Source organism: Streptomyces sp. NPDC091387 (genome assembly GCF_044756945.1).
Lineage (GTDB): Bacteria > Actinomycetota > Actinomycetes > Streptomycetales > Streptomycetaceae > Streptomyces.
The window spans coordinates 246,485-258,966 of record NZ_JBIVTZ010000009.1 but is presented as its reverse complement, the minus strand read 5'-3'; the positions used below and the strand labels follow the sequence as shown (position 1 = coordinate 258,966).

Genomic DNA, 12,482 nt, shown 5'->3' with positions numbered 1-12,482 from the left:
GTGCGGGTCCGCCCCTCGCTCCTGTCCGGTACGGCCGGTACGGCGCGGTGCGCGGGGGTCAGCGGCGCCGTCCCTGACCGAACTCGCCGCCCATGTCCTTGCCGCCGATGTCCTTGCCGTCCTTGGTCATGCCGTCCGCGTAGTCGATCTGCTCCTTGCGCAGTTCCGCGGAGACTTCCTTCTGCTCGGTCACCTTCTCCGTTTCCATCCGCACCCGCTCGACCGGCACGGTCTCCTTCCGCATCGTGGCGCGTTCGGCGTGCAGGGTGACCTCCACGTCCTGTTCGTTGATGTCCGAGCGGGCGGCCTTGTCGCCGGGCTGGAGCGGTTCGCGCACCACGCGCACCTCTTCGTGCGACACGGGCACGGTCCGGGTGACGTTCTCGGTCACGACGTACTTGTGCAGCCGGGCCTTGCCGCTCTCGTACTCCTCGGTGCCGATGCGCAACTGCTCCTCGGAGCGGATGAGTTCCTCCCTGCCGCTCAGGCCGGCGGCGGACCGTTCGGCGCCCGCTCCGGCCAGCGGCCGGGCCGTACCGGAGGTGTCGGCGTCCCGGTGCTTGCCCGTGCCGGCGCCTGCCGTACCGGCGGTGCCGGCCGTCGCCCTGCGCTCGGCGGAGGCGGCGCCCACGGCCCCGGCTCCTGCCCCGGCGGCAGCGCCCGCTCCGGCCGCGCCCATGGTTCCGGTCCCGGACGTCGTCGGGGCACCGGTGCCGGCGGCACGGTCACCGAGCTTGCCGCCGGTGTTCCTGGTCAGTCCGTAGTGCCGGTAGAGCTCTTCCTCCTCGGAGACGGAGAGATGAGCGTCCGCGTCCACCCGGGGGGCTTCCTTGACGCGGTCCTTCGGATGGGAGATGTGCAGGTCGGAGCCCACGCGACGGGCTCCGGCGAGAGGCACGAAACTCTCCTTCATACCGAACAGGCCGGTCTTCACCGTGATCCAGTCCGGTCGGCCGGTGTTGTCGTCGACATACACCCGCCCCACGTTGCCGATCTTCTCGCCCGCGGTGTCGTACACCGTCAGGCCGTCGAGCTCTCCGGAATCCGTGAAACCGTCAGCGGCTCCCATGACCGATTCCTCCTACCCCGGGCGCGTCCTGTGGGTGGGTCCAGCAGGGAAGGCGCGTCCGGATTCCATCGCGCCTCACCCGGATGGACGCTGCAACTTCCCGGCCGGTGGGGGCGGGGTGCCGTACCCCCGGTGTGTGGGCGCAGGCCCCGTGCGATGCCGCTGTGGGCCGTAAAGCCGAGTTAGGCCAATCGAGTGACGGGCGGGCGGTCGCGGCCCGCACGCTGGGCCACCGGTGCGCGGTCCTCCGTCATGGCCCCTGAGCAGGCCGTTCCCGCCGCGAGGCGAATTTCCGGCAAACCCTTGACACCCGTTGGGCGTGGCAGCATCCTTTCGCCAGAAATCGCAACGCCGTTGCGATTTCCGCACCGACAGATGGACGAAGTGGACGAAGGAGGCCCGGCCCATGGCTGAGCGCGGCACGGACACCACCACCGCGGCCCGCGACGGACAGCAGGCCCCCGGAGTGCTGCAGACCGTCGACCGGGCCCTGCTCGTCCTGCTCACGTTCACCGAACAGCGGCCCGAGTGGGGCGTCAGTGAACTGGCCCGCCACCACGGCTGGGACAAGGCGGTCGTCCAGCGCCTGCTCACCACCCTGAGCGCGCGCGGCTTCCTGCTCTGCGACGACAACAGCCGCCGCTACCGTCCCGGTCCGGCCCTGTCCCGGCTGGCCAGGGTCAGTGAGCACAGCGGAGTGCTGTCCTCGATCTCCCGGCCGGTACTCGCCCGGCTCCTCCGCGAGACCGGCGAGAGCATCGTCCTCAACGTCCCGCACGGCGGCAGCTACCGCTGCGAAGCCGCCGTCGACGGCACCGGACCCGTCCGCTACACGGCGATCATCGGCGCCGTCATGCCCGGTCACGCCGGGGCGTCCGGGCACACGATCTTCGCGTACCACCCCGAACGCGAGATCCGGCAGATGTTCGGCGCCACCGGACTGACGCGCTTCAACGACCGCACCATCACAGACCTGGACGCCCTGCTCACCTGCTACGCACAGGTCCGCGCCGACGGGTACTGCGTCAGCCACGGCGAGTACGACGAGGCCGTCACCGCGGTCTCCGCCCCCGTCTTCCAGGGCGACGGCGTCCCCGCCTCCCTCACCGTCATCGGCCCCTCCCACCGCGTGGACCGGGCCGCCGGCACCCTCGTGACGCTGGTACGCGCCGGGGCGGCGGAGATCACCGCCGCCCTCGGCGGCTGAACCAGCCCAGCCCAGCCCCGCCCGCGGCCTCCCGTAATGCCGCACGCCCCGGCTCCGCCCTGCCGCGGAGACCCGGACATGCCTCTCAGCCCTGCAAACCGAAGGGGGTGCCCCATGGCGCACCACGTCTCCGCGCCGCACCCTGCCCCGCCGCCGTCCGTCCCCGACGAGCCCCGGTCGCACCCCAGGGTCATGGAACCCGTGCTGCTGGTGATCCTGGTGGTGCTCTCCGCCGTGGGAGCCGTCATCGGCATCGACCTGGTTTCCAAGCTGGGCATCTCCGCCAACACCTCGGTCGTCGGCGCACTCGTCGCCATGCTCATCGGCCGCATCCCCCTGGGCTTCCTGCGCCGGATGCGGTCCGTGCACCGGCAGAACCTCGCCCAGAGCGCGATCTCCGCCGCCACCTTTGCCTCCGCGAACGCTCTGCTGACATCCGTGGCCGTGCCGTACGTCTTCGGGCGCACGGACCTGGTCTGGCCGATGCTCGCGGGCGCGTTCATCGGGCTCGTCGTGGACGCCTGGGTCCTCTACCGCGCCTTCGGCTCCCGGCTGCTGCCCGCCGACGCGGCCTGGCCGCCCGGCACCGCGGCCGCCGAGACCATCAAGGCCGGCGACCGCGGAGGACGCCGGGCCCTGATCCTCGCAGGTGGAACCGTAGTCGGCCTCGCCGGAACACTCTTCAGCCTGCCGCTCTCCGCGGCCGGGGTCGCCTTCCTGGGCAACGTCTGGGCGCTGATGATGTTCGGCATCGGACTGATGCTGCGCCAGTACGGCCCGGACCTCTTCCACACCGATCTGGGCGCCGGATACATCCCGCACGGCGTCATGGTCGGCGCCGGAGTCGTGGCACTCGGCCAGGCCGTGCACCTGCTGCTCGGCCGTCGCGAGCGCAAACGAACCGAGGCCGTCGAGGAGACCCCGAACGCCGCACCCGTCGAGGAGGCGGACCCGAGCACCGCGTACACCGTCGACGAACGCGCACTGCGGCTCTCCCTGATCCGCGGCTACGCGCTCTTCACCGGGGGCGCCGTGGTCCTCGGCGTGCTCGGCGGGCTGATCGGCGACATGAGCCCGCTCGGCCTCGTCGGCTGGGTGCTGTTCGCCGCCTTCGCCGCGCTGGTGCACGAACTGATCGTCGGCCTCGCCGCCATGCAGTCCGGCTGGTTCCCGTCCTTCGCCGTCACACTGATCTTCCTCATCCTCGGCCTCGCCATAGGCATCCCGTCGGTGCCGCTCGCGCTGCTGGTGGGATACGTCTCCGCCACCGGCCCGGCCTTCGCCGACATGGGGTACGACCTCAAGGCCGGCTGGCTGCTGCGGCGCGAGCACCGCCCCTGGGACCCCTTCGAGCGCGAGGGCCGCCGCCAGCAGTTCCTGGCCGCCCTCATCGGTTTCGCGGTCGCCCTCGCCGTCGTCGCCCTGGCCTGGCGCTCGTACTTCGGGCAGGGACTCATCCCGCCCGTCGCCAAGGTGTACGCCGACACCATCAAGAGCGGGCTCAGCGACCCGGACGCCGTGCGCACCATGCTCCTGTGGGCCATCCCCGGCGCCGCCATCCAGCTGATCGGCGGCACCCGCCGGCAGATGGGCGTCATGCTCGCCACCGGCCTCCTCATCCTGACCCCGCAGGCCTGCTGGCTGGTCCTCGGCGCCCTCGTCGTCCGGGTCGGCTACCGCAAGCTGCGCGGCCCGGCCGCCGACGAGGAACTCAACCTGGTGGGCGCCGGACTGATCGCCGGCAGCTCGCTCGGCGACTCGGCCCAGATCCTCAAGGCCTGACGGCCCCGCCACCCCTGAACCACTTCCCGCACCACCGCACCACTCAGCACCACCCGCACGGCAAGGAGACCCCCATGGACATGTACAGCAGGCTCGAACCGCGCCCCGAGTACCTGAGCTTCGAACTCGCCCTGGCCGCCCGCAAGCTCGTCGAGGAGGTCATGCTCGTCAAACGCGGCGAGCACGTCGTCCTCACCGGCGACACGAGCAGCGACCGCCGCGTCATCGAGGCCACCGCGCAGGCCGTCGCCGCCGCCGGCGCGCACCCCGTCGTCGTCTGGTACGAGACGCTGCCCGGCGCCTCCATGGAACCGCCCCGGCCCGTCGCCGGAGCCATCGCCGACGCCGATGTGTGGATCGAGTTCGCCGTCTCGTACCTGATGCACTCCGACGCGTTCCGCACCGCCATGGCGAACGGCTGCCGCTACACCAACCTCACCGCGATGGACGTCCAGATGCTGGTCGCCACCGTGGGCCGCCCCGACTTCCAGGGCGTCATACGCCTCGGCAAGGCCCTCGTCGCCCTCCTGGAAGCCGCCGACGAGGTCCGGATCACCTCCGCCAACGGCACCGACCTGGTGGGCCGCAACGGCGGCCGGCCGATCAACCTGCGCGGCAAGCCCGCGGAGAAGCCCGGCGAAACGGTCATGCTGTCCGGCCAGATCTCCTGGAACCCCCTCGAAGAGACCCAGGAAGGCGTGCTCGTCTTCGACGGCGCCCTGTGGCCGCCGGACGAGATCGGCCTGCTGCGCTCCCCGGTCCGCTGCACCGTCGAGAAGGGCGTCGTCACCACGATCGAGGGCGACGCCGACGCGGACACCTTCCGCCGCTGGATGGAGTCCTTCGACGACCCGAACATGTTCCGCGTCGCGCACTGGTCGCTCGGCTTCAACCCCGGCGTCCTCGCCCCGACCGGCCGCATCGTCGAGGACGAGCGCGTCTTCGGCTGCGTCGAACTCGGCATCGGCACCAAGGGCGCCTGGATCGGCGGCGAACCGTGGGTCTCCGCCGCCCACACCGACGGCAGCGTCCTCGGCCCGTCCATCTACCTCGACGGCGTCGCCATCGAGGAGAACGGGCGCTACGTGCACCCCGACCTCGTCGCCATCTGCCGCGCCCTGGGCGTCGCAGGCTACTGACCTCCAGGGCGGGCCCGCACCCCCGGGTGCGGGCCCGCCCGTCACCCGTGAAACCGTTCCGCGACGCGAGATACGCGACGTGAGAGGAGCGCCATGCCCACCCCCGCCCCCGTCACCTACCGCCACGGCGGCCTGGTCTGCACCGACCACACCCTGGACGTGCCGCTCGACCACGGCACCCCCGAGGGCCCCGCCGTCGCGCTCTTCGCCCGCGAAGTCGTCGCCGAGGGCCGCGAGAACGAGGACCTGCCCCGTCTCCTGTGGCTCCAGGGCGGCCCCGGCGGCCGCGCCGAACGCCCCAACGCCGCAGGCGCCTGGCTGCGCCGGGCGCTGACCGAGTACCGCGTCGTCCTCCTCGACCAGCGCGGCACCGGCCGCTCGACCCCCGCGGACCGGCGCACCCTGGCCCGCTTCGGTACCGACTCCGAGGCCGCCGCCGGGTACCTCGCGCACTTCCGCGCCGACTCGATCGTCCGCGACGCCGAACTCCTGCGCCGCCGGCTCCAGGGCGAACAGCCGTGGAACGTGCTCGGCCAGAGCTTCGGCGGCTTCACCACGCTCACCTATCTCGGCCTCGCCCCCGAAGGGCTCACCCGGGCCTACATCACCGGCGGACTGCCGACCCTCACCGGCCACGCCGACGACGTGTACCGCGCCGCCTACGCCCGCACCCTCGCTCACAACGAGCGCTACTTCGCCCGCTACCCGGGCGACCAGGCGCTCGCCGACGCCGTCGCCGCACACCTGGACACCCACGACGTCCGGATGCCGACCGGTGAACGCCTCACCGTGCGCCGCTTCCAGACCCTCGGCATCAACTTCGGCACCGCGGCCAAGTTCGACGCGCTCCACTACCTCCTGGAGACCGCCTTCACCGACGGAGCCGAGGGGCCGGAGCTGACCGACACCTTCCTGCGCGGGGTCGACGCCGCCGTGTCCTTCGCCGAACGCCCCCTGTACGCCGCACTCCACGAGCCGATCTACGCCCAGGGCGGCCGCGCCACCGACTGGTCCGCGCACCGCGTCCGCCAGGAGTTCCCCGCCTTCGACGCCACCGCCGGGGGCCCGCTCCGGTTCACCGGCGAGATGGTCTACCCCTGGCAGTTCGAGGAGGACCCCGCGCTCGTCCCGCTGCGCGGCGCCGCCGAGGCGCTCGCCGCCCGCACGGACTGGCCGGCCCTCTACGACCTGGACCGGCTCGCCGCCAACGAGGTCCCCGTCGTCGCCGCCGTCTACCACGACGACATGTTCGTCGACCGGGAGCACGCCCTGGCCACCGCCGACGCCGTACGCGGCCTGCGCACCTGGGTCACCGACGCCTACGCCCACGACGGGGTCAAGGCCGACGCCGCCGTACTGGACCGGCTGCTCGCGATGGGCCGCGGCGAGGCCTGAACCGGACACCGGGGGCGGGCACCGACCGAGGGCGCCCCGCCCCCGGCGCATATGATCCACGGGACCAGGGGCCGATCACCGGCCTGCCGCGACACCGAGGGGTGCCCCATCCGTTCCGTACGCATCCGGCTGCCCGAACAGCGCGGTGAACTGCTGGCCCGGCACGAGGACGGCGTGGACCTCCACCACCTGGTGTGGCGGCTGGGGCCCGGGTGGCGGGTGTGCAGCAGCGCCGTGCTCGGCGGCGGCATCGGCCCGCGCGACTGGATCCTCAACGCCCAGGTGCCCGGCGGCTATCCGCGGCTGGACCCCGACCGCCACCTCGCCGAGATCGCCGGGGCCGAGCACCTGACCGGGCCCGGCGCCGGACTGATGACGGCCGCCGATGTCACCGCCTACACGGTCGCCGCGGACGAGGGCGTGACGGCGACCGCCACCTGCGGCCTCGGCGTACGCGGCTGGGCGGCGGCCCCGGCCGAGGACACCGCAGCACCGCCGCGTCCCGGCACGGTCAACATCGTCGTCGTCCTCCCCGTGCCGCTCTCCGACGCCGCACTCGTCAACGCCGTCGCCACCGCCACCGAGGCCAAGGTCCAGGCCCTCCTCGACGCCGGACTCGACTGCTCCGGCACCCCCACCGACTCCGTCTGCGTCGCCGCCCCCGCACCGGACGCCGGACCGGGCGAACCGTTCGCCGGGCCGCGCTCGCGCTGGGGCGCGCGACTCGCCAGAGCCGTGCACGCTGCGGTACTCGAAGGCGCGCTGACGCAATCCTGAGCATCCGAAACGCCGCGATCCGACCCCGGCGCGGCCGACGAAGGGAATCGCCCTCATGAGCGCAGCAACAGCCGACGCCACCCCGCAGCGGCCGGTCGTCGCCGTCCTCGGCACCGGAATCATGGGGTCGGGAATGGCCCGGAGCCTGCTCAGGGCCGGGCTGGAGGTCCGCGCCTGGAACCGTACGCCGGCCAGGGCGGAGCCCCTCGCCGCGGCCGGCGCCACCGTCACCGACACCGCCGCGCAGGCCGTACGCGGCGCCGACGTCATCCTCACCATGCTCAACGACCAGACCTCCGTCGCCGCCGCGCTCACCGCCGCGTCCGACGGAGTGCACCGCGGCCAGGTTCTGCTGCAGAGCTCCACCGTCGGACCGGACGCCTCGGTCGAGCTGGCCCAACGCGCCGCGGACCTGGGCCTCGTCTACCTCGACGCGCCGGTCTCCGGAACGAGGCAGCCGGCGGAGCAGGGCGCGCTGACCGTCTTCGTCTCCGGACCGTCCGCCGCCCGCGGGGTGGCCGCGCCCGTGCTCGACGCGATCGGACAGCGCACGGTCTGGGTCGCAGAGGAACCGGGGGCCGCCTCCAGGCTGAAGCTCGTGGTCAACACCTGGGTGATCAACATGGTGGGCGGCGTGGCGGAGTGCCTCAACCTCGCCGAGGGGCTGGGCGTGGACCCGCAGCTGTTCCTCGACGCCGTGAAGGGCGGCCCGCTCGACTCCGGCTATCTGCACGGCAAGTCCGCCGCGGTCCTGTCCGGTGACCTCACCCCGAGCTTCGCGCTGAGCACGGCGCTCAAGGACACCCGTCTCATCCTCGACGCCGCCGAGCGGACCGGGGTACGGCTGGATCTGACCGCAGCCTCGGCCGCCCGCTTCGAGCGCGCGGAAGCGGCCGGTCACGGCGGCGAGGACATGATCGCCACGTACTACGCGGGCCGGGCCACGGAGCAGGACGGCGGCTGAGCCCCGGGCAGCCCGGTGGGGGCCGGGCGACCCGCCCCGGCCCCCATTGCCGCGTCAGACGACCCGCACCTCGTGCCGGACCACGGCGTCGAAGAGATAGCCCTGCGTGTTGGGGACGGCTCTTTCCGGCTGGGTGCGGCCCGACCGGTCCGTCGCCCGCGCCAGCAGGACGGCCGGGCCGCGCTCCCTGGGCACCCAGTCGGCCGACCAGCGCACCCAGCTTCCGCTCCTTGGTTCGTCGCGCAGCCGGGCGTGACGCCACCGCGCACCTCCGTCGGTGCTGACCTCCACCGTGCGCACCGGTGCCCCGCCCGACCAGGACCTGCCCGTCAGCACATGGCGCCGGCGGGCACGGAACGAGGCCCCGGGTGTCACCTCGAAGGCGCTCTTCAGTGTCTGCCGCGTCAGCGGCGCACTGCCCTCCGCCGGATAGCCGGGGCCGAACAGCCGGTACAGGCCGGTGTTCCACGGGGACAGCAACGGCGACGCGCTCACCTCGATGTCCCCGACCCACTTGATGTTCGCGACACCGACCCAGGACGGCACGATCAGACGCACCGGATGGCCGTGGTCGGGCGGCAGCGGTTCGCCGTTCATCTCGAAGGCGAGGATGACGTCGTCCAGTGCCTTCGCGACCGGCAGCGGTCTGCGGACCCGGCCCAGGTTGATCCCGTCACTGATCACCTCGTCGTCCAGCCCGCGCGGCAGCACGTCCACCGCGCTCCGGGCGATGCCCGCGCGGCGCAGCACATCGGCGAGCCGCACCCCGCTCCAGCGGGCCGTACCGATCGCGCCGAGGGTCCAGGCCGTGCCGCTGACCTGCTCGTTCTGCTGCGTCGTGTAGTAGCTGCGGGCGTTGCCCGCACACTCGACGAACGAGGTGACGGTGGCCGTGGGCAGCGCCCGCAACTCGTCGTACGTGAACTCCACCGCCGGGCCCCGCAGCCCGTCGCCCCACACCTTCAGCCGCCAGCCGGACGCGTCGATCCGCGGGGTGGTGGTGTGGTTGCGCACGAAGAAGCGGTCGGCGGGAGTGAGTAGCCCGGTCGGGCGCAGCGCCGCGAAGTTGGTCTCGGCGTTGGTGCCGCGCACCGTGAACACCTCGGGCGGCAGCGGCTTCACGATCCCGGGGGCGGCCGCCCCGGGTGCCGCCTGCGCGGGGGCCGCGAGACCGGCGGGCAGCCCGGCGGCTGCCGAGGCGGCCGACACCAGCCGCAGCAGATCACGGCGTTCGATACCTGCGGAGCGCGCGGCGCCACGCGACCACTGACGCAGCCGCATCCCGTCGTACGCGTCCTCGGACGGCGGAACGGATCTCATGAACAACTCCCGGGTCGAGTGGATGAAAACAGCGGTGAGAGGATCAGCGGCCCGGATCCGGCCGGACCGGCAGCAACTCCCTTACGATAGAGCCCACTTGGGCCGTCTCGATCAGGAATCCGTCGTGGCCGTGCGGCGACTCCACGATTCGGACCCGGTCGGCGCCGGGCAGCAGCGCGGCCAGCTCCGCCTGCTGGGCGGGGGGATAGAGCCGGTCGGAGTCGATGCCCGCGACCAGCGCCGGCATCCGCGCACGGCGCAGCGCCTGCGCGGCGCCACCCCGTCCGCGCCCGATGTCGTGCCCGTTCATCGCCTCGGTCAGCGTGACGTAGCTCCCCGCGTCGAAGCGGTGCACCAGTTTCGCCGCGTGATGGTCGAGATACGACTCCACCCGGTACCGCCCGCCCTGACGGGGATGTTCGCCCGGCTGGGCCTCGCCACCGAACCGGGAACCGAGCTCCGGCTCGCTGCGGTAGGTGACATGGGCGATCCTGCGGGCCAGGCCGAGGCCCCGGTGCGGGCCCTCGCCGGGTGCCGCGTCGTGGTAGTGGCCGCCGCGCCACCCGGGGTCGGAACAGATCGCGGAGATCTGTACGGAGCCCCAGGCGATCTGCTCCGCGGACGCCGCGGCGGGCGCCGCGAGCACCAGCAGCGATCCGGTGCGCTCCGGCCGGCCGACGGCCCATTCGAGCGCCCGCATGCCGCCCATCGACCCGCCGACCACCGCCGCCCACCGGCCGATGCCCAGCGCGTCGGCCAGCGCCGCCTCCGCCGTCACCTGGTCACGGACCGTCAGATGGGGGAAGCCGCCGCCCCAGCGCGCCCCGTCCGGGCGCCCGGACGACGGACCGGTGCTGCCCTGGCAGCCACCGAGCACATTCGGGGCGACGACGAACCAGCGCTCGGTGTCCAGCGCCTTGCCGGGGCCGACCAGCGCGTCCCACCACCCGTCCGAGGGGTGGCCGGGCTCCGCGGGCCCGGCCACATGGCTGTCCCCGGTCAGGGCGTGCAGCACCAGGACCGCGTTGGAACCGTCGGCCGCCCGGCGTCCCCAGGTCTCGTACGCCAGTTGCACACCGGGCAGTTCGTCGCCCGACTCCAGCGGCAGCGGCCGGTCCAGGCGCACCCAGGAGCGGCGGCCCGGCGGATCCCCCTCCCGCCGGCCTCCGGTGGCCGGCGGGAGGGGGAGTGCGGTGGAGGGGGCCGTCCGGTTCAGGACGCCGCCTTCGCGGCCCGGAATCCCGCCTCCAGATCGGCCTTGAGGTCGTCCACGTTCTCCAGCCCGACGGAGAGGCGGACCAGTCCGGCGGTCGCCCCGGTGGCGGCCAGCTGCTCCTCGGTCAGCTGGCTGTGCGTGGTCGACGCGGGATGGATGATCAGGCTCCGTACGTCACCGATGTTGGCGAGGTGGCTGAACAGTTCGACCGCGTCCACGAACCGCTTGCCCGCCTCCACCCCGTCCCGCAGCTCGAAGGCCAGTACGGCACCGGCGCCACGCGGCAGATAGCGGCGCCCCGCCTCGTACCACTTGCTCGATTCGAGCCCGGCGTAGTGGACGGCCGAGACCTCGTCGCGGCGCTCCAGCCATTCGGCCAGCGCCAGGGCGTTCGCGGTGTGCCGCTCCAGCCTGAGACTCAGCGTCTCCACGCCCTGGAGCAGCAGGAAGGCGGAGTGCGGGGAGAGCGCGGGGCCGAGATCGCGCAGCAGCTGTACCCGGAGCTTTACCGCGAAGGCGCTGGGGCCGAGGTCCGGCCAGTAGCGCAGACCGTGGTAGCTCGGGTCGGGGGAGCTGAAGTCCGGGAACCGCTCCGCGTGCGCCCCGAAGTCGAACGTACCGCCGTCCACGACCACACCGCCGATGGTGGTGCCGTGCCCGCCGAGGAACTTGGTCGCCGAGTGGATGACGACGTCCGCGCCGTGCTCGATCGGACGCAGCAGGAACGGCGTGGGCACGGTGTTGTCGACGACCAGCGGCACCCCGGCCGCGTGCGCGGCGTCGGCGACCGCCCGGATGTCGAGGACGTCACCGCGCGGATTGCCCAGCGTCTCCGCGAACAGCGCCTTGGTGTTCGGCCGGATCGCCGCCGACCACGCCTCGATGTCGTCGGGGTCGTCGACGAACGACACCTCGATGCCGAACCGGGGGAGCGTGTGGCGCAGCAGGTTGTACGTGCCCCCGTACAGCGAGGTGGACGAGACGATGTGGTCCCCGGCGCCGGCCAGCGTCAGCAGGGCGAGGGTCTCCGCGGCCTGTCCGGAAGCGAGGGCCACCGCGGCGACTCCGCCTTCCAGCGCGGCGATCCGCTGCTCCAGGACGTCCTGGGTGGGGTTGTGGATCCGGGTGTAGATGTTGCCGGGCTCGGCGAGCGAGAACAGGTCCGCGGCGTGCTGGGTGTCCCGGAAGACGAACGACGTCGTCTGGTAGATCGGCACGGCACGGGCGCCGGTCGTCGGGTCGGGGACGGCCCCGGAGTGGATCTGCTTGGTCTCGAACGACCAGGCCGCACCGGGTTCCTGGCGGTCCTGGCCCTCGGGGGTGTGCCCTGCGGTGACGGAGTCTACGGGCTGGCTCATGGTGTTCCTCTGTGGTTCTCGGTGCGGGCGTGGTCAGGCACCGGTGCCGGCGGGCCGCGGGCACGCCGAAGCCAGGGCGGTGCCTGGGGCGGGAGTCAACGCTGCGGAGGCGTCCGTGCGGGTCAGTCGCTCAACGGAGCGCGGCGCGGCGGCTACACGCCGAGGACGCGAGGCGTCCCAGATCGACGTGGCGCCGCGAGACGAGTATCACGGTCGCGGGCATGCGGCGAGCGTGACAGCGGGCCTGGTGCGCGT

11 protein-coding genes are annotated in these 12,482 nt (G+C 73.0%); 6 read left to right on the top strand and 5 right to left on the bottom strand.

Annotation, left to right across the window (positions count from 1 at the left end):
* Window positions 1-58: 58 nt before the first annotated feature.
* Window positions 59-1,069, bottom strand: coding sequence for a PRC and DUF2382 domain-containing protein (locus ACIQM0_RS20495; RefSeq protein ID WP_401288551.1), 1,011 nt, complete (start codon window positions 1,067-1,069; stop codon window positions 59-61).
* Window positions 1,070-1,475: 406 nt separating this feature from the next.
* Here ACIQM0_RS20495 and ACIQM0_RS20490 point away from each other — a divergent pair, with 406 nt between their 5' ends.
* The 6 genes from ACIQM0_RS20490 to ACIQM0_RS20465 all read left to right on the top strand — a co-directional run bounded on the left by ACIQM0_RS20490 (window position 1,476) and on the right by ACIQM0_RS20465 (window position 8,333).
* On the top strand, window positions 1,476-2,276 hold the full coding sequence (locus ACIQM0_RS20490) for an IclR family transcriptional regulator (protein WP_401288549.1): 801 nt from the start codon (window positions 1,476-1,478) through the stop codon (window positions 2,274-2,276).
* Window positions 2,277-2,390: 114 nt separating this feature from the next.
* Window positions 2,391-4,058, top strand: coding sequence for an OPT/YSL family transporter (locus ACIQM0_RS20485; RefSeq protein WP_401288547.1), 1,668 nt, complete (start codon window positions 2,391-2,393; stop codon window positions 4,056-4,058).
* A 74-nt stretch (window positions 4,059-4,132) separates the two neighbouring features.
* Window positions 4,133-5,197: a hypothetical protein gene (locus tag ACIQM0_RS20480; RefSeq protein WP_401288544.1), complete on the top strand. Its 1,065-nt coding sequence runs from the start codon at window positions 4,133-4,135 to the stop codon at window positions 5,195-5,197.
* 93 nt (window positions 5,198-5,290) lie between these two features.
* Complete coding sequence (locus tag ACIQM0_RS20475) at window positions 5,291-6,592, top strand: alpha/beta fold hydrolase (protein ID WP_401288541.1); 1,302 nt, start codon at window positions 5,291-5,293, stop codon at window positions 6,590-6,592.
* 51 nt (window positions 6,593-6,643) lie between these two features.
* A complete protein-coding gene (locus ACIQM0_RS20470; protein ID WP_401288539.1) occupies window positions 6,644-7,369 on the top strand; it encodes an adenosylcobinamide amidohydrolase in 726 nt (241 codons plus the stop codon).
* Window positions 7,370-7,424: 55 nt separating this feature from the next.
* Complete coding sequence (locus ACIQM0_RS20465) at window positions 7,425-8,333, top strand: NAD(P)-dependent oxidoreductase (RefSeq protein WP_401288536.1); 909 nt, start codon at window positions 7,425-7,427, stop codon at window positions 8,331-8,333.
* A 54-nt stretch (window positions 8,334-8,387) separates the two neighbouring features.
* Here the strand turns inward: ACIQM0_RS20465 and ACIQM0_RS20460 are convergent, their stop codons facing one another.
* The 4 genes from ACIQM0_RS20460 to ACIQM0_RS20445 form a co-directional block, all read right to left on the bottom strand.
* Window positions 8,388-9,653 carry a sulfite oxidase gene (locus ACIQM0_RS20460; RefSeq protein WP_401288534.1) on the bottom strand — a complete coding sequence of 422 codons (1,266 nt, stop codon included), beginning with the start codon at window positions 9,651-9,653 and terminating at the stop codon, window positions 8,388-8,390.
* A 43-nt stretch (window positions 9,654-9,696) separates the two neighbouring features.
* Window positions 9,697-10,869 carry a homoserine O-acetyltransferase gene (locus tag ACIQM0_RS20455; protein WP_401288804.1) on the bottom strand — a complete coding sequence of 391 codons (1,173 nt, stop codon included), beginning with the start codon at window positions 10,867-10,869 and terminating at the stop codon, window positions 9,697-9,699.
* The gene (locus ACIQM0_RS20450; protein ID WP_401288531.1) at window positions 10,866-12,227 is read right to left on the bottom strand and encodes a bifunctional o-acetylhomoserine/o-acetylserine sulfhydrylase; all 1,362 of its coding nucleotides are present in this window, start codon (window positions 12,225-12,227) and stop codon (window positions 10,866-10,868) included. The genes ACIQM0_RS20455 and ACIQM0_RS20450 overlap by 4 nt, the downstream gene beginning before the upstream one ends.
* A 130-nt stretch (window positions 12,228-12,357) precedes the next feature.
* Window positions 12,358-12,450, bottom strand: a complete 93-nt coding sequence (locus ACIQM0_RS20445) for a putative leader peptide (protein WP_363021751.1) — start codon at window positions 12,448-12,450, stop codon at window positions 12,358-12,360.
* Window positions 12,451-12,482: the final 32 nt, after the last annotated feature.

What these genes read in the sequence shown, in the direction of transcription:
- ACIQM0_RS20465 (WP_401288536.1), top strand. Translation starts at nt 7,425, where the DNA reads ATGAGCGCAGCAACAGCCGACGCCACCCCGCAGCGGCCGGTCGTCGCC.
- ACIQM0_RS20475 (WP_401288541.1), top strand. Translation starts at nt 5,291, where the DNA reads ATGCCCACCCCCGCCCCCGTCACCTACCGCCACGGCGGCCTGGTCTGC.
- ACIQM0_RS20450 (WP_401288531.1), bottom strand. Translation starts at nt 12,227, where the DNA reads ATGAGCCAGCCCGTAGACTCCGTCACCGCAGGGCACACCCCCGAGGGC.
- ACIQM0_RS20485 (WP_401288547.1), top strand. Translation starts at nt 2,391, where the DNA reads ATGGCGCACCACGTCTCCGCGCCGCACCCTGCCCCGCCGCCGTCCGTC.
- ACIQM0_RS20470 (WP_401288539.1), top strand. Translation starts at nt 6,644, where the DNA reads ATGATCCACGGGACCAGGGGCCGATCACCGGCCTGCCGCGACACCGAG.
- ACIQM0_RS20495 (WP_401288551.1), bottom strand. Translation starts at nt 1,069, where the DNA reads ATGGGAGCCGCTGACGGTTTCACGGATTCCGGAGAGCTCGACGGCCTG.
- ACIQM0_RS20490 (WP_401288549.1), top strand. Translation starts at nt 1,476, where the DNA reads ATGGCTGAGCGCGGCACGGACACCACCACCGCGGCCCGCGACGGACAG.
- ACIQM0_RS20460 (WP_401288534.1), bottom strand. Translation starts at nt 9,653, where the DNA reads ATGAGATCCGTTCCGCCGTCCGAGGACGCGTACGACGGGATGCGGCTG.
- ACIQM0_RS20445 (WP_363021751.1), bottom strand. Translation starts at nt 12,450, where the DNA reads ATGCCCGCGACCGTGATACTCGTCTCGCGGCGCCACGTCGATCTGGGA.
- ACIQM0_RS20480 (WP_401288544.1), top strand. Translation starts at nt 4,133, where the DNA reads ATGGACATGTACAGCAGGCTCGAACCGCGCCCCGAGTACCTGAGCTTC.